12 protein-coding genes are annotated in these 22,576 nt (G+C 65.5%); 6 read left to right on the top strand and 6 right to left on the bottom strand.

The features are described from left to right. Nucleotides 1–74: 74 nt before the first annotated feature. Complete coding sequence (locus HWE17_RS22635) at nucleotides 75–1,034, bottom strand: AraC family transcriptional regulator (protein WP_176390324.1); 960 nt, start codon at nucleotides 1,032–1,034, stop codon at nucleotides 75–77. Nucleotides 1,035–1,203: 169 nt separating this feature from the next. Here HWE17_RS22635 and HWE17_RS22630 point away from each other — a divergent pair, with 169 nt between their 5' ends. The 3 genes from HWE17_RS22630 to HWE17_RS22620 are packed head-to-tail and all read left to right on the top strand — an operon-like array spanning nucleotide 1,204 to nucleotide 6,929. Further along, complete coding sequence (locus HWE17_RS22630) at nucleotides 1,204–3,327, top strand: TonB-dependent receptor (protein WP_255206359.1); 2,124 nt, start codon at nucleotides 1,204–1,206, stop codon at nucleotides 3,325–3,327. Nucleotides 3,328–3,336: 9 nt separating this feature from the next. Further along, complete coding sequence (locus HWE17_RS22625) at nucleotides 3,337–5,151, top strand: ABC transporter ATP-binding protein (RefSeq protein WP_255206358.1); 1,815 nt, start codon at nucleotides 3,337–3,339, stop codon at nucleotides 5,149–5,151. Beyond that, nucleotides 5,148–6,929 (top strand): ABC transporter ATP-binding protein, encoded by a 1,782-nt coding sequence (locus HWE17_RS22620; protein WP_255206357.1) that lies wholly within the window; start codon nucleotides 5,148–5,150, stop codon nucleotides 6,927–6,929. Before HWE17_RS22625 ends, HWE17_RS22620 begins: the two co-directional genes overlap by 4 nt. An 11-nt stretch (nucleotides 6,930–6,940) precedes the next feature. On the opposite strand, the gene HWE17_RS22615 is transcribed toward HWE17_RS22620, so the two are convergent. The 5 genes from HWE17_RS22615 to HWE17_RS22595 form a co-directional block, all read right to left on the bottom strand. Continuing rightward, nucleotides 6,941–8,173, bottom strand: a complete 1,233-nt coding sequence (locus HWE17_RS22615; RefSeq protein ID WP_176390322.1) for a DUF3472 domain-containing protein — start codon at nucleotides 8,171–8,173, stop codon at nucleotides 6,941–6,943. Nucleotides 8,174–8,278: 105 nt separating this feature from the next. Beyond that, a complete protein-coding gene (locus HWE17_RS22610) occupies nucleotides 8,279–9,670 on the bottom strand; it encodes a Gfo/Idh/MocA family protein (RefSeq protein WP_217916855.1) in 1,392 nt (463 codons plus the stop codon). A 66-nt stretch (nucleotides 9,671–9,736) separates the two neighbouring features. Next, nucleotides 9,737–12,784 (bottom strand): TonB-dependent receptor, encoded by a 3,048-nt coding sequence (locus HWE17_RS22605; RefSeq protein WP_176390321.1) that lies wholly within the window; start codon nucleotides 12,782–12,784, stop codon nucleotides 9,737–9,739. A 502-nt stretch (nucleotides 12,785–13,286) separates the two neighbouring features. Then, the gene (locus HWE17_RS22600) at nucleotides 13,287–16,232 is read right to left on the bottom strand and encodes a TonB-dependent siderophore receptor (protein WP_176390320.1); all 2,946 of its coding nucleotides are present in this window, start codon (nucleotides 16,230–16,232) and stop codon (nucleotides 13,287–13,289) included. Nucleotides 16,233–16,328: 96 nt separating this feature from the next. Next, on the bottom strand, nucleotides 16,329–19,679 hold the full coding sequence (locus HWE17_RS22595; RefSeq protein ID WP_176390319.1) for a TIM-barrel domain-containing protein: 3,351 nt from the start codon (nucleotides 19,677–19,679) through the stop codon (nucleotides 16,329–16,331). A 344-nt stretch (nucleotides 19,680–20,023) separates the two neighbouring features. Between HWE17_RS22595 and HWE17_RS22590 the strand changes: the two genes are divergently transcribed. From HWE17_RS22590 to HWE17_RS22580, 3 genes are all read left to right on the top strand, one after another. Continuing rightward, nucleotides 20,024–21,160, top strand: a complete 1,137-nt coding sequence (locus tag HWE17_RS22590; protein WP_176390318.1) for an SIS domain-containing protein — start codon at nucleotides 20,024–20,026, stop codon at nucleotides 21,158–21,160. Next, nucleotides 21,147–22,094, top strand: a complete 948-nt coding sequence (locus HWE17_RS22585) for an ROK family protein (protein WP_176390317.1) — start codon at nucleotides 21,147–21,149, stop codon at nucleotides 22,092–22,094. Before HWE17_RS22590 ends, HWE17_RS22585 begins: the two co-directional genes overlap by 14 nt. A 5-nt stretch (nucleotides 22,095–22,099) precedes the next feature. Beyond that, on the top strand, nucleotides 22,100–22,576 hold a 477-nt coding region (locus HWE17_RS22580; RefSeq protein ID WP_176390338.1), incomplete at its 3' end, for a class II D-tagatose-bisphosphate aldolase, non-catalytic subunit.

Raw genomic sequence — 22,576 nt, 5'->3', positions numbered from 1 at the left:
ACTGCCACGATATGCATTGCTGTCGATTTTTTCCGCCCGGATCGGCTGCACTTCTGCCCGGATCCGGTTAATGATTACCCGCCGCGTTTTACCTCGGCCGGATTGACGCCGAACTGCTTGCGGAAGGCAGCCGCGAAATGGCTGGCGTTGGTGTAGCCCAGGTCCGACGCCACGCGCATGACGGACAGGTGGCCGCCGCGCAGGCGGCGGCGCGCGTCGTGCATGCGCTCCTGCTGGAACAGGCCGTACACGCTGGCGCCGAACATCTGGCGAAATCCCCGTTTCAGGCGCAGCACGCTCAAACCCGTATTGCCGGCCAGTTCCGCCAGAGTGGGGGCGCGGCTCAGGTCCGCCAGCAGGCGGTCGCGCGCCTGCTGCAGCAGCTTCCAGTCCGCATGCGACGAATCGCAGGTACACGGCGTGCCGCCGCGTCCTTCCAGGAACAGGCCCACCATCGCCAGGCCCTGCGCCTGCAGCCACAGGCGGTGGCGCGCCGGTTCGCCCAGCAGGCGCGTGCGCGCCGGATGCAGCGCCTGGCTCAAGGCATGCGCCGTGGCGTGCAGTTCGGCGCCCCGGTGGCCTTCGGCGAAGCAGCGCCCCGCGGCCAGCGCCTGGCGCAAGGACGGGTCGACCTCGTCGAGCCAGGTGCTGAAAATGTCCGGCCGCACCATCACCGTCACGCTCTCGAACGCGCCTTGCTGGCTGAAGCGGCCGCGCCGGTCCGGGCCATAGTTGATGCTGCCTTCGTTGATCCTGACGGTATGTTCGTGGCCGCCCACGCCGCCCTCGAACCAGCAGCGGCAGTTGCCCTGCAGCGGATACGTGAAGTGTATGCGGTCGCTGTCGTCGCGCAGGGCGATCTCCAGCGGCTGCTCGAAGCTGCCCTTCCAGCTCATCACCTCGATGCCGTCCTGCAGCGGTACGGTGGTCAGGCGGCAGTCGTGGTCGGGGCCGAGCCGCAGCACGGAAATGTCGGCCAGCAGCGCGGCGGCCGAGATATCGGGAACGATGACGGGTGGATCGAGCAAAGCCATGGCGGGTCCTGTTGTCCCGATGCGGGCCGAAATGGCACGGATTCGGGCGGAAATATCAAATGGGAATGATTATCATCTAAATGCTGTGCTTGCACAATCAAAGAGTGCCACGCGCCGCAACGCCCTGTTTCCTCCTTCCTGATACCCAACCGTGCAAGACGCCCATACCATGATGCCTGTTCCCGTCCCGTTCCTTCCCCGCTTGCGCCGCCTGGCCTGGCTGACCGCCGCCGCACTGGCATCCTGCCCCGCCGCCCACGCCAGCGATGCGCCGCCCGCCGCCGACAGCGGCACCTTGAGCCTGCCCAGCGTCAGCGTGACGGCGCGCCGCAGCAACGAACTGGCAAAAGACTTGCCCTTCAGCGTCAGCGTGATCGGCGGCGACACGGTGGAGCAGCGGCGTCTGCTCAACCTGGACGACGCGCTGCGCACCCTGCCCGGCGTCGACATCAATTCCTGGGGCGGCTTCAACGACGCCAACGTGCGCATCCGCGGCGTCGGCTCGCTGTACCAGGTCAGCGCCGAAGACAGTTCCGTGGTCATGAGCGTGGACGGCGTGCCCCTGTCCAGCCGTGGCGCCTCGCTGGCCACCATGGATATCGAACGCATCGAAGTGCTGAAAGGCCCGCAAGGCACCTTGTTCGGCCGTAACAGCGAAGCGGGCGCCATCAACATCACCACGCGCCGCCCCGGCCGTACGCCGGAAGGCCTGCTGCGTGGCGAGATGGGCCAGGACGGCCAGTACCTGACGGAAGCGGCCGTGGGCGGCCCCCTGTCGGCCAGCGTCAGCGCACGCGTGGCGCTGCGCGGCGCCGGCGCCGACAGCCAGGTGATCAACGTGCAGGATGGCCGGCCCGTGCTGAAGGCGCGCGACGCGGGCGCGCGCCTCAGCGTGCTGTGGCAGCCGGCGAGCGCCACCTCGCTGCTGCTCGTCGCGGAACGCCAGCGCCAGCGCGGCAAGGTCGGCATGATGCTGCTGCGTCCCTACGCCGAGCCGCCCACGATCGACCTGGCGCCGGGCGGCTTTTATGCCCACAACACGGTCACGCGCCACTCGGTGGAGATCAATCACGATCTGGCCGCCAGCCGCCTCACTTCCCTCACCTCCTATGTGCGCAGCGACATGGACCAGCGCAGCGGCGCCGACCTGCGCATGGCGCGCGAGGTCTATGGCCTGCCCATGGAGTATTTCAAGACCGACCGCGCCAGCGATGACCTGATCCAGCAAGACCTGCGCTGGTCGTCCCTGCCCGGCGCACGCGTATTCTGGGTGGCCGGCGCCAACCTGCTCAAATCCCTGCGCGGCGCGGACATGCACGACGAAGTGAGCGGCAGCCTGGCGCTGCGCCGTTTCGACACGCGCGCCAATGCCGTGTATGGCGAGGCGACCTATCCACTGGCGGCGGCGCTGAAACTGACGGCCGGCCTGCGCCATGCGCACGAACGCAAGTCGTATGCGGCCAACTTCAGCGGCGCCGGGCCGGCCAGCAGCGATGCGCGCAGCCTGCGCGACAGCTACAGCACGGGCAGGGTCGCGCTGTCGTGGGCGGCCACGCCGTCAACCAACCTGTATGCGGTGGCCGCGCGCGGCTACAAGAGCGGCGGCTTCAACGACAGCAGCAGCAGCGTCGCCGACGGCACGCCGTACAAGGCGGCCAGCGCGAACACCCTGGAACTGGGCTTCAAGATGGAGGACGCGGCGCGCCGCCTGGCCCTGAACGGCGCCATTTTCAGCAACCAGGTGCGCGACGACCACATGATGGGCTACGACTACGCCACTTTCGCCACCACCGCCCTGAACACCGACACGCGCAGCCGCGGCGCGGAACTTGAAGGCGTGTGGCGCATGGCGCGCGCCTGGACCGTCACGGGCGGCGTCAACTTCACCGATGGCGAAATCACGCGCGGCGTGGCCGGGGTCTCGGGCGGCGACGTGAGCGCCGGTAACCGCCTGCCCGATATCGCGCGCTGGAGCGGCGCCCTGTCGCTGGCGCACCGTCTGCCGCTGGCATCGTTTTGGGGCCTGGCCGCGCCCAGCGTGCGCACCCTGCTGTCCTACCGCTACACGGGACGCCGCGCCAACGATCCGCAAAACCATTTTGAACTGGGCAGCTACCAGAAACTCGACCTGCGGGTCAGCCTGGCGGCCGGCAATGGCGAAGTGTATGTCTGGGCCGACAACCTGCTGGACCGCCGCCACGAACTGTATGGCTATTACTTCACCCCCACCGCCAGCGCCGGCATGCCCGCGCGCGGGCGCAGCATCGGCGCCGGCGCCAGCTGGCATTTTTAAGGAGCGCGCATGCCAGGCCATGTCAACAACAAGACGGGCGGCGATACGCCCTGGGCCATCATGCGCCCCGTGCGGGGGCAGGTGCGGCTGGCCATGCTGCTGTCGGCCTGCGGCGCCGTGCTGGGCATGGCGGCCCTGGCGCAACTGGCGTGGCTGGCCGACAGCCTGCTGCGCGCGCCGCACGCCTGGCCATGGCACCTCATGCTGGGCGCGGCCGCCTGCACGGTAGCCGCGTACGTGCTGCGCCTGACGGCGTTCCAGCAATCGCACTTCGCCGCGTTTCGCCTGGAAACCGTGCTGCGCACGGAACTGAGCGCACACCTGGCGCGCGTGCCGCTGGGCCAGGTGCAGCAACTGGGCGCGGGCGCGCTGGCCAAGGTGCTGCAGGACGACGTCAAGGAACTGCATATTTTTATTGCCGACAGCACGCCCCTGTTTGCGCGTGCCTATGCCCTGCCCCCGCTGACCTGCGTCGTGCTGCTGTGGCTGGACTGGCGCCTGGCGCTGGCCGCCGGCGCCGTGCTGCTGGGCGGCTTCGGCGTGCTGTCGCTGGCCATGCGCGGCCACGGCGACATGACGCGCCAGTACAATGCGGCGCGCGAGCGGGTCAGCGCCGCCGTGATCGAATTCGTGCAGGCCATGCCCGTCGTGCGCAGCTTCGATACGGGCCGCAGCAGCTTTGGCCGCTACCAGGCGGCGCTCGATACCTACCTGGAAGTGCTGACGCGCTGGTACCGCGGCGCGGGGTTCAGCGCGCGCTTCTCGATGGCCGTGCTCAATCCCATGCCGCCCCTGGCGGTGCTGCTGTGGCTGGGCGCCTGGCTGAGCTGGCACGACAGCCTGTCCTTCGGCGCCTGGCTGGCCGTGCTGCTGCTGGGCACGGGCATGGCCGAAGCCATGCTGCCGCTGATGCTGCTAAATCACATGGTGGAGAAATCGCGGCTCAGCATCGCCCGCATCGTGCAGGTGCTGCGCCTGCCCGCCCTGCCCATGCCGGTGCACAGCCAGAGGCCCGCCGACGCCAGCGTGGTCTTCGAGGACGTCGATTTCAGCTATGCAAGCGGGGACGAGCCGGCCTTGCGCAACATCAGTTTCCACGCCCCGGCCGGCAGCATCACGGCGCTGGTGGGTCCGTCGGGCGCAGGCAAGAGCACGGTGGCGCGCCTGATCGGGCGCTTCTGGGACGCCGGCGCGGGACGCATCCTGGTCGGCGGCGTCGACGTGCGCGCCATGGATGCCGATACCCTGATGAGTCATGTGGGCATGGTATTCCAGGATACTTTCCTGTTTGCCGACAGCATCGCCAATAATATCCGCCTCGGTTTGCCCGCAGCCAGCCTGCAGGACGTGCAGGCTGCCGCGCGGGCGGCGCAGGCGCACGACTTCATCATGGCCCTGCCGCAGGGCTACGAAACACAGGCGGGGGAACAGGGCTTGTTCCTGTCGGGCGGCCAGCGCCAGCGCATCACCATCGCGCGCGCCATCCTGCAAGACCGGCCCATCCTCGTGCTCGACGAAGCAACCGCCTTTGCCGACCCGGAAAACGAGGCGGCGCTGGTGGCCGCGCTGTCGGCCCTGATGCGCGGCAAGACCGTGCTGATGGTGGCGCATCGCCTGTCGACCATTTGCGATGCACAGCAAATCCTCGTCTTCGAACGGGGCCAACTGGTGCAGACGGGCCGCCATGCCGGCCTGCTGGCCGAGGGCGGCGTGTATGCGCGCCTGTGGGCCAGCCATGAACAGGCGCAGCGATGGGCACTGCACGCGCATGCGCCCCTGCAGCCGCCCGGCCCCGCCACCCCACTTCAGGAGTCCCTGTTTTGAGCACACCTGCCGTCACCCCATGGCGCGACACCTACCGCCAGCTGCTGCGCAGCGCCGGTCCGCTGGCGCCGCAGCTGCGGCGCGCCCTGCACGGCCTGGCGCTGGCCGCCGCCGTGCAAGGCCTGGCCCTGGCCTGCCTGTTTCCATTTTTCCGCGCCATGCTGACGGCGCCCGCGCCGCGCACCGCCACGGCCTGGCTCGGCGCCATGACGGCGCTGATGCTGGTCTCCAGCGTGCTGCGCTGGCGCGCCCAGGGCTTCGACTATGACGGCAAGATGGCCGCCACCACGCATGCGCTGCGCACGCGCCTGGGCGCACAGCTGCGGCGCATGCCGCTGGAACTGCTGCGCACGCGGCGCGCCGGCGAAATCAACGCCACCTTGCTGGGCAACGTGGATGAGCATTTCAACTATGCGCTGAGCATCATCAATATCATCCTGCTGGCCCTGGTCACGCCGCTGGTGACGGCGCTGGCCGCGCTGGCGTTCGACTGGCGCCTGGGCTTGCTGCTCCTGCTGGTCTTCCCCGCCATCGTGCCCCTGTACCGCTGGCGCCGTCCCGCCTATGGCCGCGGCATGCGCGCGCTGGCCGCCGCGCACCAGCGCAGCGCAGCCGATATCGTCGAATACACGCAGGGACTGCCCGTGCTGCGCAGCGCCCGCAGCGTGGGCGCGCGGGCGACAACCCTGCAAGCGAGCCTGCTGCGGCTGCAACAACTGCAGACCATGGCGCAAAAAAAAGGCGCCAAGCCGAATGTGGTGGTCGCCAGCGTGGTCGAACTGGGCTTGCTGCTGGTGGTGGCGGCCGGCGTCGCCTGGGTGGTGCAAGGCAGCCTGGACCTGGGCATGCTGGCCGCCGTGCTGGTGGTGGTGGTGCGCTTCGCGGAACCGCTGGCCACCTTCGTCAGCTATACGGCCATTTTCGAGCTGATCGAGGCGGCGCTGGAGCGCATCGAGGCGCTGCTGGCCGTGCCGCCGCTGCCGCAATTGCAGCCCGCGCAGGCGCCCGTCGGCCACGCGGTGACGTTCGAAGGCGTGACCTTCGCCTATGCCGATGCGGGGCAGCCAGCCTTGCGCGGCTTCGGCGCGCGCCTGGCGCCGAACAGCATGACGGCGCTGGTGGGACCGTCCGGCTCCGGCAAGACCACCGTGGCGCGCCTGCTGCTGCGCCACGCCGACCCGCAGCAGGGCCGCATCGCCATCGGCGGCGCCGACCTGCGCCACCTGGGAACGGAAGCGCTGGACCGCCTGGTGGGTGTGGTCTTCCAGGAGGTATATCTGTTCGACGACAGCGTGCTGGCGAACATCCGCATGGCGCGCCCCGAGGCCAGCGACGACGAGGTGCGCGCGGCGGCCGGCAAGGCGCAGTGCATCGATTTCATCGAACGGCTGCCGCAAGGCTGGCACACTCCCCTGGGCGACAACGGCGCGCGCCTGTCGGGCGGCGAGCGCCAGCGCCTGTCGATCGCCCGCGCCCTGCTCAAGGATGCGCCCATCGTCATCCTCGACGAGCCGACGGCAGCCCTGGACACGGAAAGCGAAGTGGCGGTGCAGCGCGCCATCGACGCACTGGTGCGCGACAAGACCGTGATCGTCATTGCGCACCGCCTGTCGACCATCGCCGGCGCCGCGCAGATCCTCGTCATCGCCGACGGCCAGCTGGCGGAACAGGGCACGCATGGCGAGCTGCTGGCGCGCCATGGCAAATACCACGCCATGTGGCAGGCGCAGCAAGCCGTGAAGTCCTGGCGGCTGGCGGGGCCGCCAGCTTCCGCCTAGCGCAAACGGCCCTATTGCATCGGCAAGGCCGCCACATCGACAGCCGGTGCCTGGCCCGTGGCCGGGCGCGTGAAGTTCTGGCCGGTTTTCACGTACCCGGCAAAAAAGCCGCCGTTATGCAGATAGAACCTGCCGTTTTCCAGCCCGCCCGCGTAATCCATGCGCTGCGCGTTGGTGGCCGTGGCGTCGCCGGTGAACCTTCCCGTCGTCACTTCGGACCAGGCGCCCGATGCATTCCTGGCCCACTGGTTGCCAAACTGGACGCGGCGCTGCGTATAGCCCAGCGTATCGATGAAGTTCTCGAGGAAGGAATGCACGCGCGTCAGATAGGTGGAAATCGCCGGCCGCTTCCAGGTGGCGATGTAGCGCCACTGGCCCGTTTCGGGCGCGAAGAACCAGGCCGAATAATCGCTGCCACCCTTGCCGTCGGGCCGCGCGCGCGTGATGAAGCGGTACGTGGTGCCGGCCGCCCAGTTATACGACAGATAGGTTTGCCCGCCCGTGCCCTCGCCGCCAAACGCATTGTCGATGACGCCCTCGCCCTTGCTGACCAGAGTGGTCTTGGCGCCATTGTCGGCGTCCCACACGGAAAACAATATCCAGCGCTCGGCGGGTGACTTCACCTGGATGCCCATGTAGCCCTGGCCGAAGCCGTTGGCCATGAAGTAGGAACCGATGGCGTCCTGGCCGACGGGTATCGTCATCTCGTTATAAAAATACTCGGTATTGGCCGGCACCGTATAGCCCATGTGCACGGACGGCCCCCGTCGCGACCAGTAGTAATTGGCGGGATCGTTGGCATAGTTCAGCGTGGCACCTGCCGTCACCTTCAGCGCCGTGACCTCGCCGAACGTGGCCTTGGCGCGCGAGATTCCCTGCAAGTCCACCTTCACATAGCCGGCCACCGGCACATTGACCGTACCGACGGCGTAGGTTTTGCGGGCCTTGCCGGCCAGCCTGACGTCGAACGGCGCGCCGTTGATCGTCACGCGGATGGTGCTGTTGCCGCCATCGGCCAGGCTGGCGTCGAGCGCCACCTGGACGGGACCCGCTTCGGCCACGCGGAAATACGTGCTGGCGACGGCAGCCGGATTGCTCCAGCCGGACAGGCCATGCTCGCCGATGACGGCGCCCTCCTGCCCGCTGGTGATAAAGGCATTGCCGGCCAGTTCCACAGTGGCGGGCGTCGCGCGCGCCGCGGGCGCGGCCACGCAGGCGGCCACGCAAGCGGCAAGTAAGGGCATGGCGGAAAGGACTGCGCAGAGCAATGAATTTGTGTGTTTCATCAACGTCTCCTGGGATGGAAAAAACCCGCTACGGCGGCAGGCGCGGTAGCGGGTCGTCAAGCCTTAGTACTTGCCGTCGAGGGCGAAGATCGGCTTGCGCGATTTCCACTGCCCGCCCGTGAAGTCCGGGAAGTCCAGGGTCTGGAAGTTGGCGGCGATCGATTGCTCGGACAGCGGCGTGATGGCGCTCCACGTCACGGCGTCGTAGATATCGATCGGCATCGGCGCATTCGCCTTCAGGGCTTCGACAAAGGCGTGGATGACGAAGAAGTCCATGCCGCCGTGGCCCGCGCCTTCCGCTTGCGCCGCGTACTTGCGCCAGACCGGATGCTCATACTTGTCCTGGTAGACCTTGAAGTCGTCCCACTGGTGCGGCTTGCTGACGCCTTCGATGTGAATCGAATTGTTCAAATCCATCCACAGGCCATCCGTGCCTTGCACGCGGAAGCCCAGCGAATAAGGGCGCGGCAGGCTCGTATCGTGCTGCAGGATGATGGTTTCGCCGTTCTCGCACGCCAGCGTGGTGGTGACCACGTCGCCCAGTTTGAATTTCACCTTGGCGTTCGCATGCTGCGCGCCGCCCGGCTGCTTGACGATGTAGTCGTGCAAGCCGCGCGCCTTGGTGGCGAAGGCGTTGATGCGCGTAAAACGGTTGCCGCGGTTGATGTTGGTGTACATGGCGCAGGGGCCGATGCCGTGGCTTGGATACAGTTCGCCATTGCGCTCGACCGAGTGCTGCGTGCGCCAATGGGCTTCAGACCAGCCCTTCTCGCCGAATTCCACGCCGCCGCCATACGGCTTGGCCGGATGGCCGCTGTTGAATTTGACGGCGCGCAGGTCGTGCTGGTAGCCGCCCTGCAGGTGCAGCAGTTCGCCGAACAGGCCCGCGCGCACCATCTGCAGCGCAGCCATCACGTCTCGGCGGTAGCATACATTTTCCAGCAACATGTAGGGCGTGCCCGTCTTCAGCTGGGTATTGAGCACATCCCAGTGGTCTTGCAGCGTGATGCCGGCCACCACTTCGCAACCGACTGCGATCTTCGCCTGCATCGCGGCGATCGCCATCGGCGCGTGGAATTCCCACGGCGTGGCGATGATCACGCCATCGAGGCCGCCCGCGTCCAGCATGCGCTTGTAGGATTTCTCGTCGCGGTCTTCGCCATACGTGCGCGGACGCGGCTTGCCGGCCTTGGCCACCTGGCCCAGCGCGTGTTTCAGCATGATCGGTTCGATATCGCACAGGGCGACGACTTCCACGTCGTCGCGGCGCACCAGTTCGGCCAGCAGCACCTGGCCGCGCATGCCCGTGCCGATCAGGCCCAGACGGACCTTGTCGCGGCCGGCCGCAGGGGCAGCGCTGGCGTCGCCGGGCAGCAGTACGCTGCCGGCCATGGCGCCACCGGCCAGCGCGGCGCTGGCGGACAGGAAATTGCGTCGATTGATTTGTGTCGTCATTGGTCTCTTCTCGCTTCCGTTGGTAAGAATCGTCACCGGCCCGCCGCATGGCAGGCCGGTTGCAGTTTAATAGGTGTATTCAGCCGTGAAGCGCACGGAACGCGGCGCCGTGCGTCCATCGACCTGCAGGTAATTGCGGGAGATGGCGCCATGGTCTTCGCGCGTTTCGGTATAGCGGGTCACGGTCTGGCTGTTGAAGACGTTGAACACGTCCACTTTCAGGCTCAGGCCTTTGACGGCGCTGGGAGTATAGGCCACATTCATGTCCAGCTGGGCTTGCCATGGCAGGCGGCCCTGGCTGCCGCGCGGCGCCGGCTTGCCGTTGCAATAGAAGTAGGAATCGCCGTAATTGCCCTCGAACTTCAGATTATCGGGCAGCGCGCCGATGCAGTTGCGCGGCGCACCCGAGATCAGCGACAGGTTGGCACCCACCATCACGTCCGGGATGAGCTGCATGAAGCCGTAGGCCTTGAAAGCGTGGCGGTGGTCGCCCGGCAGATAGCCATACGCGTTGTACATCAGCTCCTTGTGGTCGTCGCTGACCGTCAGGCCCACGTCGCCGCCGCCGATGCTGTCCGTCTGGCCTTCCATATTGCCCTTCAGGCCGGACAAGGTGTAAGTCAGCTTGCCGTACCAGCCGTTCGTGTACGGGTGCTCGACGAACATGTTCAAGGCGCGGTAGGTGCGCGACGGCAGCGGGTTGCCCCACTCTGCCGCCGAAATATCCACGCGGCGCAGTCCCTTGCCATCGTCAAAGTCCACCATCAGGCTGTTGTCGCGGCCCGGATTGATGATGGCGCACTGGAAGCCGCTCCAGTTAGCCGTATCGACGCCGTTGCGCGTGGCCCAGGCTTGCAGCGGACGCGCGTCGCAGGTGTCGTCGTTGGTGTCGTTCAGCTTGCGGTACAGGACGCTGGCGCCCACCACCAGCTTCTTGCTCAGGGCGCGTTCGAAGCCGAGCGAGAATTCATCCTGCGACAGCGGTTTCAGGCCAACGGCCGTCACTTCGCGCGCATCGCGGCTCTGGCCATACGCGTTGTTGGCCGAATACGGCTTGCTGATGGCGTGCAGGCCCGTCGGCGCGCCCGTCACGGGATCGACGCCCGTATAGGTGTACATCTCGCTGGTGGCCAGGAAGGGGCTGGCCATGTTGCTCGACAAATTCGATGGCACCGGCAGGTGGTAGCGGCCGCCGTTGGCGAAGAATTTCAGGGTGCCGTCGCCCAGGTAATCCCAGGTAGCGCCCACGCGCGGGGCGATCATGTTGCGCTGAGAAATGAAGGCCACGCCATCGGTGCTGTAGTTGGTGAACTGCTCGCGGCGCAGGCCCAGGTCCAGCAGTACCCGCTCCGTGACCTGATAGTGATCCTGGATGTACTGCGCCGATTGCACGCTGGTCGGACGCGCCAGGTTGGCGTTCAATTCCTTGCTGACGTAATAGCCATCCTTGCCATAGCCGTTGCCCTGGGCCGGCGTCTCAAAGGCGCCGTTGATCAAGAGCGTCGGATCCTTGACCTTCTCGTACCTCCAGCGGTAGCCGCCGGCCAGGCTCAGGCCCACTTGCGATTCCACGTCGATGCGGTCGATGCCGCCGCGCAGCGAATGCTTGCCCAGCTTGTATTCCAGGTCCAGGCGCTTGGCCTTCTGGCGGTCTGCCGACGACGGGTCGACCAGAGTACCGGTCACCGTTTGCGGATTGGTGTACGTCAGGCCAGGCACCTGGGTCGATTCATTCGACGACGTTTGCGCCAGCAGCGGATTGTAGCCTTCCGGGGTACGGCGGTGCGAAGTGCGCGACTGCCCCATCATGGCCGTCACCGTCAGCTTGTCCGTCAGGTAGCCCGTATACTTGAAGATATCGACATTCGCGCCCGGCGCGGCCGACGAGCCGCAGCAGTTGATAGTGGTCTCGCTGCCGCCTCCAGGCACGTTGTTGCGTTTCAAGGTGGCATAGTCGAAGCCATAGCTCTGGCTATCCGTAGTCGTGCGGTCATACAGCTTGGTGTATTCGAAGTGATGGTCGTCCGTCAGGTTGTAGTCCAACTTGGCCATCATGCGGTCAACCTTGCTCTTGCTTTCGCGCCAGCCGTTCGGCAACACCTTGTTCACCATGTCGTCGCGCGCACCGGCGACGGCGCCGCCGTCCGTGCGCGTCTGTTCCAGCGCCACGAAGGCGAACAGCTTGTTCTCGATCAGCGGCCCGCTGCCATACAAGCCGACGACCTTGCTGGTGCTGCCGTTATCGCGGTTCCAGTACTTCAAGGTGCCATCCGTGCCCGGATTGGCGCCCGTGTTCGGGTAGTACCGGTTTTCCGTAGTCCCCTTCAGCGAACGGGGGATGATGGAAACCTTGCCGCCGAATTCGACCTTGTTGCCGCCGCTCTTGGTCGTGATGTTGATCACGCCGCCCGTGGAACGGCCAAACTCCGAGCCGTAGCCGCCCGACAGCACCTGCAGGTTCGAGATCGCGCCAAACGGCAGCTCCGACGCGCCCACCTGGGTGAGTATGTTCGTGATGGGGAAACCGTTGACGTAGAAGGCGTTTTCCGACTGGCCCGAGCCGCCGATCGATGGCGCATTGCCATACACGCTGTTGCTGCCACGGGCCACGCCCGGCGTCAGCTGCACGATGGAAGCGACGTCGTTCCCGACCGGCAGCGCTTTCAATTCCTTGGCCGTGAAGATCACGCCATTGTTCGTGTTCGATACGTCGATCGGGTTGCGCGACGCCTTCACCACGACGGTTTGCGCCTGGCCCACGGCACCGGCCGCGCTGGCCGGACCGAAGTTCGCTTCCGCACCGGCGCCGATCAGGGCTTCGACTTCCTGCGACGCTTCCACCGAGCCGGCACGCAGCACGCGCACCGCATAGCGCCCTGGCGGCATGGAATTGGCCACATAGCGGCCCGACGTATCGGGCGTCAGGGTACGCCGCACGCCCGTCGCCAGGTTTTCCAGCACCACGGTGGCGCCGGCCGGTGCGCTCACTTCACCGAAAATGGTGCTGGTGGCGTTCGACTGTGCCCAGGCCTGGCCTGGCACGCCGGCCGCCAGGGCGATCACGATCGCGGCGGCGCGGCTGATGTCGCGCAATTTGAGTCGGGTGGTATGCATGCTGTGTCTCCGTCTATATCGAGGGTTATGCGCGCCCTCCCCGCTCCAGGGCGGAGCCGGGGGATGCAATTTTTATGGTGGTCGTCGGCCGGCGCAGCCAGGCAATTGCGCCTTCCGGGAAATCAGTCCGTATCGGCTGATTTTCGTTTTCTTGGGATTACTTTAAAAAGAAAAATAAGTATCGTCAACAAAAAGAAAGTTATAACGCAAATTTATCGCTAAATTCAGTAAATTTGGGCGTTTTATCTTTCGATTAAACCAGCCATGAGTCATATAACTTTCGTTATCGTGGTGTGACGGATACACACGTAGGTACGGAGATGGCCATGAGCACAGAACCGGCGCCAAAATCTGGGGATATCAACGCGAAAGCAGCCAGGGCAATCGCCTTTCACTTACGTTTATCTTTCGTATTACACATTTAAGAATATTGTCTTTTCTTTTCGTGGCAATACCCCGGTCCGCCACCATGCTGGCTGGCGGGCCGGGGCATCGTCACGTGTTAAAAGAACTTGTAGCTGGCCGAGAGCGCAAACTGGCGGCCGAACAGGTCCTGGCTATGGTTGTAGCCTTCCCAGCCGTTCGGATCGTAGTATGGCCGCTTGTTGAACGCGTTTTTCACGTTCAGGCCCACGTCCAGGTTCTTCACCGGCTTCCAGCTGAAGGCCAGGTTGACCGTCGTGTACGACGGCGCGCCCTTGCACTGGCCGGCCGGCAGCGATACCGAGGCGGCGGTGCAGTTTTCCGGCGTGTTGTCCTTGTCCCAGGGGCCATACGCCCAGCGCGTCTTGCCCGAGTAGTTGACGAACACGCTGCTGACGAAGTTGCGGTAGCTCCAGTCGGCGTTGACCGTGGCGCGGTAGCGCGGCGAATCGTAGTAGCCGACGGTATTGCCCTTGATGTCGCTGCCGTCTTCGCTGTCGTGAGTGTCGCGCTTGCGGATGGTGGCGGCGATGCCGGTACTCAGCTTGCCCCAGTCGCCCAGCGCAAAGCGCGTGCGCGCGTCGATGTCCACGCCGTCCATCAGGGTGCGGCCGCGGTTCGAATACGAGTTGATCAAGCCGCCCAGGTTGCCCACCGAGTAGCCAGGCGCGCCGCCCGCGCACACGCCAGCGTTGGCGGGATTGGCGCACATGGCTGCCACCGCCGCCACGTTGGCCCGGTCCGTATCGGTCAGGTCGTTGCGGATGGCGCTCGATGTGCCGGCCAGGGTCGGACCGTGCTTGTCCACCAGTTCCGTAAACAGCTCGTTGAAGTCCTGGCGCACGATTTCGTCGCGGCGGTTGATGAACCAGTAATCGATGGAAATGCTCACGTCCTTGGCCGGCTGCAGCACCAGGCCCACGGTCGATATCTTCGCCTTTTCCGGACGCAGATTCTGGTTCGGCGGCGTCAGGCCGCCCACCGTCGTGGAGCAGTTCGAATTGAGCAGGCTCTTGCCCAGGTCCGCATCCGTCGCCACTTTTGACTTCAGCAAGGCGCGCGCCATGGCATTCGTTTCATCGCAGCGCACCGTGTCGCGGATGCCGCCCACCTGTGCAAAGACGCCGCCCGTGCCCGATTCGGCCAGGTTGGGCGCGCGGAAGCCTTCCGAATACGTCCCGCGCAGCATCAGGTCGGGCCGCGCGCGCCAGATCACGCCCAGCTTGGGCGCCAGGTTGGCGGAGAAATGCGGGTATTTGTCCAGGCGCGCGGCCGCATTGACTTCCAGTGTGTCGCTGAGTGGCACCACCACTTCGCCAAACACGGCGGCGATGGTGCGCTTGCCATCGAACCAGGAACCGCCCTGCTGCGTGATCAGGCCATTGGCGGCATCCGCGTTGCCGGGCGTGAGAAAACTCTCGCGCATGATGTTGGTGCCCACGGCGGCGCGCACTTCGCGCTCGCCCAGCTTGAACAGGGTACCTTCGACTTTCGCGTCCCAGGTCATCAGTTTGGTCCAGGATTCGATGGCAAACGTCGGATAGGCGGTGCGCACCAGCGCCGCGTTGGCCTCGCTGATTTCGCCGAACTTGTAGGCGGGATTGTCCGAGATATACGTGCGGCCGCTGACGGGGTCTTTCGTGAACGGCCCGAACGCCTGCTCGAAGCCCAAGATGTTGATGTTCGCCGTCTGGAACAGGGTCGAATGGCTGCCCGCCACGCTGAGCGCCGTTTCAAAATCCCAGCCGCCGCCGATGCTGCCGCGCAGGCCGACGAGCGCGCGGTAGTTTTCATCGACATTCTTCTGGCCGAAGTGGCCTTGTGCATCCTGCAGCAGGTAGTTCAAGCCGGCCGCGCCGCCCATCTTGGCTACCATGTCGGCATCGAGCTTGCCCTTCAGGTAGACGTTGTTCGGGCTCAGAAAAGGCGTGGCGAAGGTGTTCAGGGTATTGCCCGTATTGCGCGCAAACCAGTTGTTCGTGCTGCCGCTGTTGAAGCTGGACGGGCCATTTTCGCCGCGCATCTTGATGTGGGTGAAAGCGCCTTCCGCGAACGCTTCCATGTCGCCACCCAGTTTCAGCCTGCCGCTCAGGTAAGCCGTGGCCCGCTCCGAGGTGGGTCCCGTATCGAGCTGGTTGGGCAGCGCATTCCACACGCAGCGCGTGCCCGACGCTTCGGTGATGCTGTTGTTGCAGCCATTGACGGCGCGCTGGGTGCGCGCATTATTGTTCGCCTTGTCGAAGACAAAGAAGGTTCCGGGATTCACCGTGCCCGGTTCGCTGCCCACGCCCACGCGCATGTTCGGGATGAAATTGGGATTGTTCGCATAAAAATACGAAGGACGCTTGCGCCAGGTATCGGCCAGCGCAATGCGGTCGCGCTGATAAACGTTCACGGAACCGTAGATGTTGTAGCCGTCGCTGGCCAGGTCGCCCAGGCCATACAGCACGCTGGCCTGGCGTTCGCCATACGATTTCACGCTCGGTGAAAACTCGCCATTGGCGCGCGCTTCCAGGCCCTGGTACGACTTCTTGGTGATCACGTTGATGACGCCGGCGACGGCGTCGGAGCCATATATGGCCGACGCGCCATCCGTCAAAATCTCCATGCGCTCGATGGCGGCGGCGGGAATGGCGTCGATATTGACGAACATGGTCTGGAAGCCGGCCGGCGCGCCATAGAACGACAGGCGGCGGCCATTCAAGAGCACCAGCGTGCCCTGTGCGCCGAGGCCGCGCAAGTTCGCTTGCGAGCCGCCATCGGACCCCGTAAACATCGAGCGGAAATCCTGCTGCGCCGGGCGGGCGGCAGGCAGGTTGTCGAGCACTTGCAGCAAGGTGAGCGCGCCCATGTTTTCGATCTGCTTGGCGTTGATCACCTGCACCGGCGACGCCGTCTCCGCGTTGATGCGCTTCAGGCTCGAACCCGTCACTTCCACACGCTGCAGTTTCTCCTCCTCCGCCGCCAGCGCCGTTGAGGCCAACCCTACCGCCACCATGGCGGCCATCAGTTTTTTCAAGTGCATTCTCAACTCCCTTTTATAAGTGATTTGTTTTCGCAAGGCTGCAAGAGCCCCTCCCCGGTCCGAAGAGGGGCTCTTTTTTAATGCATGATTGAGTGTCTAGCGCGGCTTGACGGTCGCGCCTTCCGTGCCGGTCAGCACGGCGTTGGCCCAGTTGCCGCACACCTGGGCCGGGTGGGCGCCGCGCGCGCCCAGGGTGCGCAAACTGAGCTGGCTCAGGCCGCGCACGTCGATTTCGGGTTTGACCACCCCGGGAGCCGTGACCAGGCCGCTGTCATACAGCAGCCGCTCACCGCTCCAGACCTGGAATTGCAAGCCGCCCGCGCCGCGGCAGCTATCGTCCACGCCCAGGTCGGCGCGCAGCAGATTCCAGTTGCCCGCCAGCTGCAAGTCGATGCGGCTGGCCGGTCCCACGCCGAGGCCCTTGCGGAACCACAGCCCGTTCATGCGCATGTCGGCCGCCTTGCCGGCTGGCCGGTCTTTCGCGATAGTCTTCGGCAGCGCCAGGTCCGACAGGTAGCGCTGCACTTCCTCGCCTTCGGCCACGCGGTGTTCGAGCACGCGGAAGGCGGACAAGGTGACGGGTGCCACGTCGGTGGCCAGCGCCGCGTCGAACGCGCGCGCCACCGGACCCACTTGCGCCGCCGTCACCATCGGGTCGGTGGACGCCGCGCCATCGCCTTCCGGATTTTGCGTACTCATGACACGGAAGCGCAGCAGGCGCCCGGCCGTGGCGGGGAAATTGATCGTTTGCACACCCTGCTCCAGTTTCAAGGTGCCGCGCGCAAGCGCCGCGCCCCACTCGCCATTGTTGTCGCCAATGTAAATTTCATAGTCGCGCACCTGGCCATGCTTCCAGTGCTGGTCGTTGCGCGGCGCCAGTTCAATGCCGTCGACCAGCCGGCGCTCCGTGAAACCGATCACCCATTCATGCGGGCCGCTTTTCACGGACGGGCTGCGCACGGTGCGGAACCATGTCTCCGGCTTGCCGTCGAAAGCGTTTTCCAGCGGATAACCGCTTTCCTCCGCAGGACGCGCCACCACCTGCATGGCGTCGGCCGGCAAGGCGCGGCCCGGCACGGGGGCAGCGGGGAAATCCGCGTCCACTCGTGCCACGGCCAGCGCGCCGGCGACCTGCAAAGCTAAAGGCTGGCGGATATCCTGCGCCGCCACTTTCACGTTCAGGGTGCCTTGCCTGTCTGCAGAGTCGAAGAACCAGCCTTCGGCTGCCTTGTCGTAGGCGGCACGGTCGGCGAATGCCGCGATCAGCCGTTCGCCAGCCCGCACGGTGGCCGGAGCCTGGCCCGCCAGCATGCGCAGCGCATAGCCGCGGCGCGCTTCCTGGCCCTGGTACTGGCCATCGACGGCGCCGATATCGACCTGCACGTCGCCGCCCGTCTGGCGCATGCGGATGACTTGCTGGCTGAAGGCGCCGCCCTGGTACTGGCGCGTGCTGCCATCGTCTTCATACAGGGTGTAGTCGGAATCGCCGTGCGGGTAGATATCGAGGGTCAGCTGATCCTTCGGCTTCTGGCCGTCGTACAGCATTTCCGGATACATGGGGAGGATGGCGCCGGCGCGCACGAACACGGGCAGTTTATCGAGCGTCACCTGCATGTCCAGGTCGCGTCCTTTCGCGTCCGCCGTGGCCTGGCGGCCATCCCAGTAGTCGTACCACGTACCCTGCGGCAGGTGGATGCCCTTGCGCCAGCCGCCGCTGACGGCCTGGCTGCGGTAGACGGGCGCCACCAGCACGTCGCGCCCCAGCAGGAATTGATATTTATACGCTTCCGTGTAGGCGGCCGGGTCTTGCGGGTAGTCCCACATCAGGCCGCGCACCAGCGGCGCGCCCGATTGCTCCGCTTCGCGCACGAGGGTATACATATAGGGAGTGAGGCGCATCTTCAGCTTCAGATAGCGGCGGTTGATGTCGCGGTAAGGCTCATCAAACCACCACGGATGCTTGCGCTCGGCCGCGGCCCAGCCGGACATGCCCATCAGGACAGGCGTAAAGCTTTTCCACTGCAAGTCGCGCAGATAGGTTTCCGGGCTGCCGCCAAAGATGGCGTCCACGTCGCCCGATGCATACGCCTGGCCGGACAGGCCCGAGCCGATCAGGGTCGGGATGTGCCAGCGGATGTAGTCCCAGCTGGCGCTCTGGTCGCCCGTCCACGCCACGGCGTAGCGCTGGATGCCGGCCCAGCCCATCACCGTCCACAGGAAGGGACGGCTGTCGGAGTTGTTCAGGATGCCGTCGTAGGCCGACTTGTTCGCATCCATGGCGAACTGGTAGCCCTTGCCCGTCCACGCCACGTCGAGCTTTTGCACGCGGCTGCCCGCCTGGCCCACTTCCCAGGCGATCTTGTCGACGCCGTTTTCCGTCCACAGGCCCGTGCGAAAGCCATAGCCGGCCAGGCCCTTCACGGTTTCCGGCAGATTCGTGTAGCCGCAGCCGTAGCCGTCGTTGGGTAAAATCCAGCCGCCCGGCATGTCGTGTTCGCGGTATTTTCGCGCCACGCTTTCCACCACGTCCGGCGTCTTGCCGCTTGGGCCGTCGCTCCAGCCCTTGGGCACGGAACCGGGCTTTTTCACGTTGTCGCCATCGTTGTAGCAATCGGCGTCGCCGTATTCCAGCGCCCAGCGGGGCAGCATGCGCGCGCGGCCCGTCAAGTCCGTATAGCGGGCGACGACGTCGCGCAGGTCCTTGCCGACGAAGAAATACGCATCGAAGCGGCCTTCCGCATGCTGCAGCGAGATCTGCTGCGCATCGCGCAAGTCGTAGTTCCCATCGGACCAGGTATTGCGCAGCATGCCCCATCCGCGTGAACTCATGAGGAATGGCGCGGGATTCGGCCGGTCGCCCTCTTCCCAGCCGCCCGAATACGACACGGGCACCTGCTTACCCTTGAATTCGAAGCGGCCATTTTGCTGGCCGCCGCCAAAGTAACGCTCGCCCGGCAAGCTCGATAGCACCTGCACGCCCTGCTTGTCGTCGAGCGACAGCGGCTGCACTTCGCGCCATAGCGGGATCAGGTCGCCCTTGCGCAGCAGGGTAAAGCGCAACGGCTTGCGGTCGATGCGCAGGCTCAGGGCTTCGGTGCTGATCAGGATATGGTCAGGCTGTTCATGGATCTGGTACGCCACCTGCGCGGCCGGCTGGCCCACGACGATGGGCGCGGCCTTGTCGCCCGGCCCCGTCAAGCCCCCTTTTCCGCCCGCCTGGATGCGCAGCACGTCCACCTGCGGCAGGCTGATACGCAACTGCATGCCCGTGTCGCTGCGCAGATCCCAGCCCAGTGCCTCGCCCTTGGCCACGTCGGCCGCGTGCACGGCACTCACGCTGGCCAGGTTGCCGACAGGCGCGGCCTGCACGCTTTGCGCGGACAGGGTGGCAAGGGCAGCGAGGACACAGGCGGCAAGGACGCGGCGGGGAAGCGGGAGAGGTTTCATCTATCGGCTTTCAGAAGTGATTCGATGAAATACTTTAAGAAGAAAAATAAATATCGTCAATCAAAAGAAAGTTGAAGCGGCAATTTATTAATAAAATGCCCAGAATTGGCGCATTTTTCTTACGTTTCACCAAAATGTCACAAAACATACTTTCGTTATCGTGGCATTTCAGCGACAGCCCGCGCCGCCACGGGCTTTTACGCTGCACCGCAGCACGCTTCGATGCCTTTAAAGCGACATTATTTCGCAAGACAGAAAACTATTTACTTTCGTTTTACTTTCGTATTTGACTTTTCGAAATTTAGTATTTATGCTTTCTCCAACAAACACTTTACTGAGCTCTCATGACTACCCTTCTTCAGCGTGACATTCAAACCTGGCGCGACATCGGCGGCCTGCACACGGCCGAGGAAATCGCCCACCAGCCGGCCATCTGGCGCGCGCTGGCCAGCATTTTGCGCAAGGAGCAAGCGGCACTGGCCGCCTTCCTCGGCGACGCGCTGTCGAATCCGCAGCAACGCGTCATCCTGACGGGCGCCGGCAGCTCGGCCTATGTGGGCGAGATCGTCGTCGATACCCTGAATGCGGCCTGGCCCGCGCAGATCCGCGCCATCGCCACCACGACTTTGCTGACGCACCATGAGCTGTACCTGGAAGCGGACGCGCCCACCCTGCTCGTCTCGTTTGCCCGCAGCGGCGACAGCCCGGAAAGCCTGGCGGCCGTGGAACTGCTGCGCCAGGTCGTGCCCGGCGCGCGCTTCCTGAACATCACCTGCAACGCGGACGGCAAGCTGGCGCGCCAGGGCGCCAACGACAGCAATACGTATAACCTGCTGATGCCGGAAGGCAGCTGCGACCGCGGCTTCGCCATGACCAGCAGTTTCAGCAGCATGCTGCTGGCCGCCCTGTCGGTACTGGGCAAGGACGTCGATTTGACGCGCCTGGAGACCTTGGCGCAGCTGGGCGAGCAAGCCTTGCGCGACTGGTCGGCGTCCGTGGCGGACCTCGGTTCGACGCCGGTGCAGCGCGTCGTCTACCTGGGCAGCGGCCCGCTGGAAGCGCTGGCCAAGGAAGCGGCCCTGAAAATCCTGGAATTGACGGGCGGCAGAGTCATGGCGATGGCGAATACGCCGCTGGGCTTCCGCCACGGCCCGAAATCGGCCGTCACCACGGAATCGCTGGTGATCCTGCTGCGCAGCAGCAAGCCGCTGGCGCGCCAGTACGAAGACGACCTATTGAAAGAACTGCAGCGCGACAGCGTGGCGCAGACGTGCCTGACCGTCGGTATCGGCGGTGACTTATCTGCCGATGCGCCGGCCTGGCCCGACGCCTGGCTGGCCCCGCTGTGGCTGCTGATGGCGCAGCAATATGCGCTGCACCAGTCCGCACTGCTGCAACTGCGCCCCGACAATCCATTCGCCGGCGGCATCGTCAACCGTGTCGTGCAAGGCGTCACCATCTATGGCCATGACCAATTCTAATCACACAGCCGGCTACCACGGCATCGACATCGGCGGCAGCAAGATGGAGCTGGTCGCCTTTGCCGACCGCGATGGCGCGCTGGAAGAAGTGTTCCGCGAACGGGTGGCCACGCCGGGCGACGATTTTGCCGCTTTCGTGCAAGCCATCGTCGACCTGGTGGCGCGCGGCGACCTGGCACTGGGCACGACGGCGCCCGTCGGCATCGGCTTGCCCGGCGTGATCGACAGCGCCAGCGGCCGACAGCTCAGCTCCAACGTGCCGGCCCTGAATGGCCGCCTGGTGGCGCAAACCCTGCAGCAGGCCTTGCAGCGTCCTGTCGCCATCGGCAACGATTGCCAGTGCTTCGCCCTGTCGGAAGCGCAAGGCGGCGCGGCCGACAACGCCGCCAGCATGTTCGGCGCCATCCTCGGCACGGGCGCGGGCGGCGGCTATTGCGTGGGTGGCCAGCTGCTGCGCGGTTTCAACGGCGTGGCCGGCGAATGGGGCCACTGGAGCCTGCCCGCCACCCTGATGGCGCAGCATGGCCTGGCCGATTACCCCTGTCCGTGCGGCAAGGCGGGCTGCCTGGAGCGCTATGTCTCCGGCCCCGCCATGCGCAAAATCCACGCCCACTTTGGCGGCGACGGCGCAGAGCCTCTGGCGATCGTGGCGCGCGCCAACATGGGTGACGCCGTGGCCCAGCGCACGGTGGCCGTGCACCTCGACGTGCTGGGCCACGCGCTGGCCGGTCTGGTGCTGGCCTACGACCCGCACGTGATCGTGCTCGGCGGCGGCTTGTCCAAGCTGCCGCACCTGTACGACAAGCTGCCGGCCGCCGTGAAGCGCCATCTGTTCCCCGGCGTGCACGTGCCGCCTATCCTGCCGCCCCGCTTTGGCGACGCCGGCGGCGCGCGCGGCGCGGCCCTTTTGATCCGACAACATACGAAGGCGTAACCATGATGAAGCAAGCGGAAAACCCGACTTTTACCCTGTCCCCGATCCAGCAAGTGATCAAGGCGCACCGCCGCGGCGAGCGCGTGGGACTGTACGCCGTCTGCTGCAGCCACCCGAGCGTGCTGCGCGCCGCCATGCGCGTGGCCAGCGAGTACGACACGGTGCTGCTGGTCGAGGCGACGTCGAACCAGGTCGACCAGTTCGGCGGCTACACGGGCATGACGCCGGCCGTTTTCCGCGACACCATGCTGGCACTGGCCCGCGAACAGGGTTTCCCCGCCAGCCGCCTCGTGCTGGGCGGCGACCATCTGGGCCCGAACGCCTGGCAGCACCTCGATGCGGCCACCGCCATGAACCACGCCGAAACCCTGATCGCCGCGTATGCGGCCGCCGGCTTCCATAAAATCCACCTCGATTGCAGCATGCGCTGCGCCGACGACCCGTTGCAGCTCGACGATGAAACCGTGGCCGCCCGTTCGGCG

It is taken from the genome of Janthinobacterium sp. BJB401 (genome assembly GCF_013372745.1).
GTDB lineage: Bacteria > Pseudomonadota > Gammaproteobacteria > Burkholderiales > Burkholderiaceae_D > Janthinobacterium > Janthinobacterium rivuli.
The sequence above is the reverse complement of the archived record's forward strand: the minus strand, read 5'-3'. Positions and strand labels throughout refer to the sequence as shown.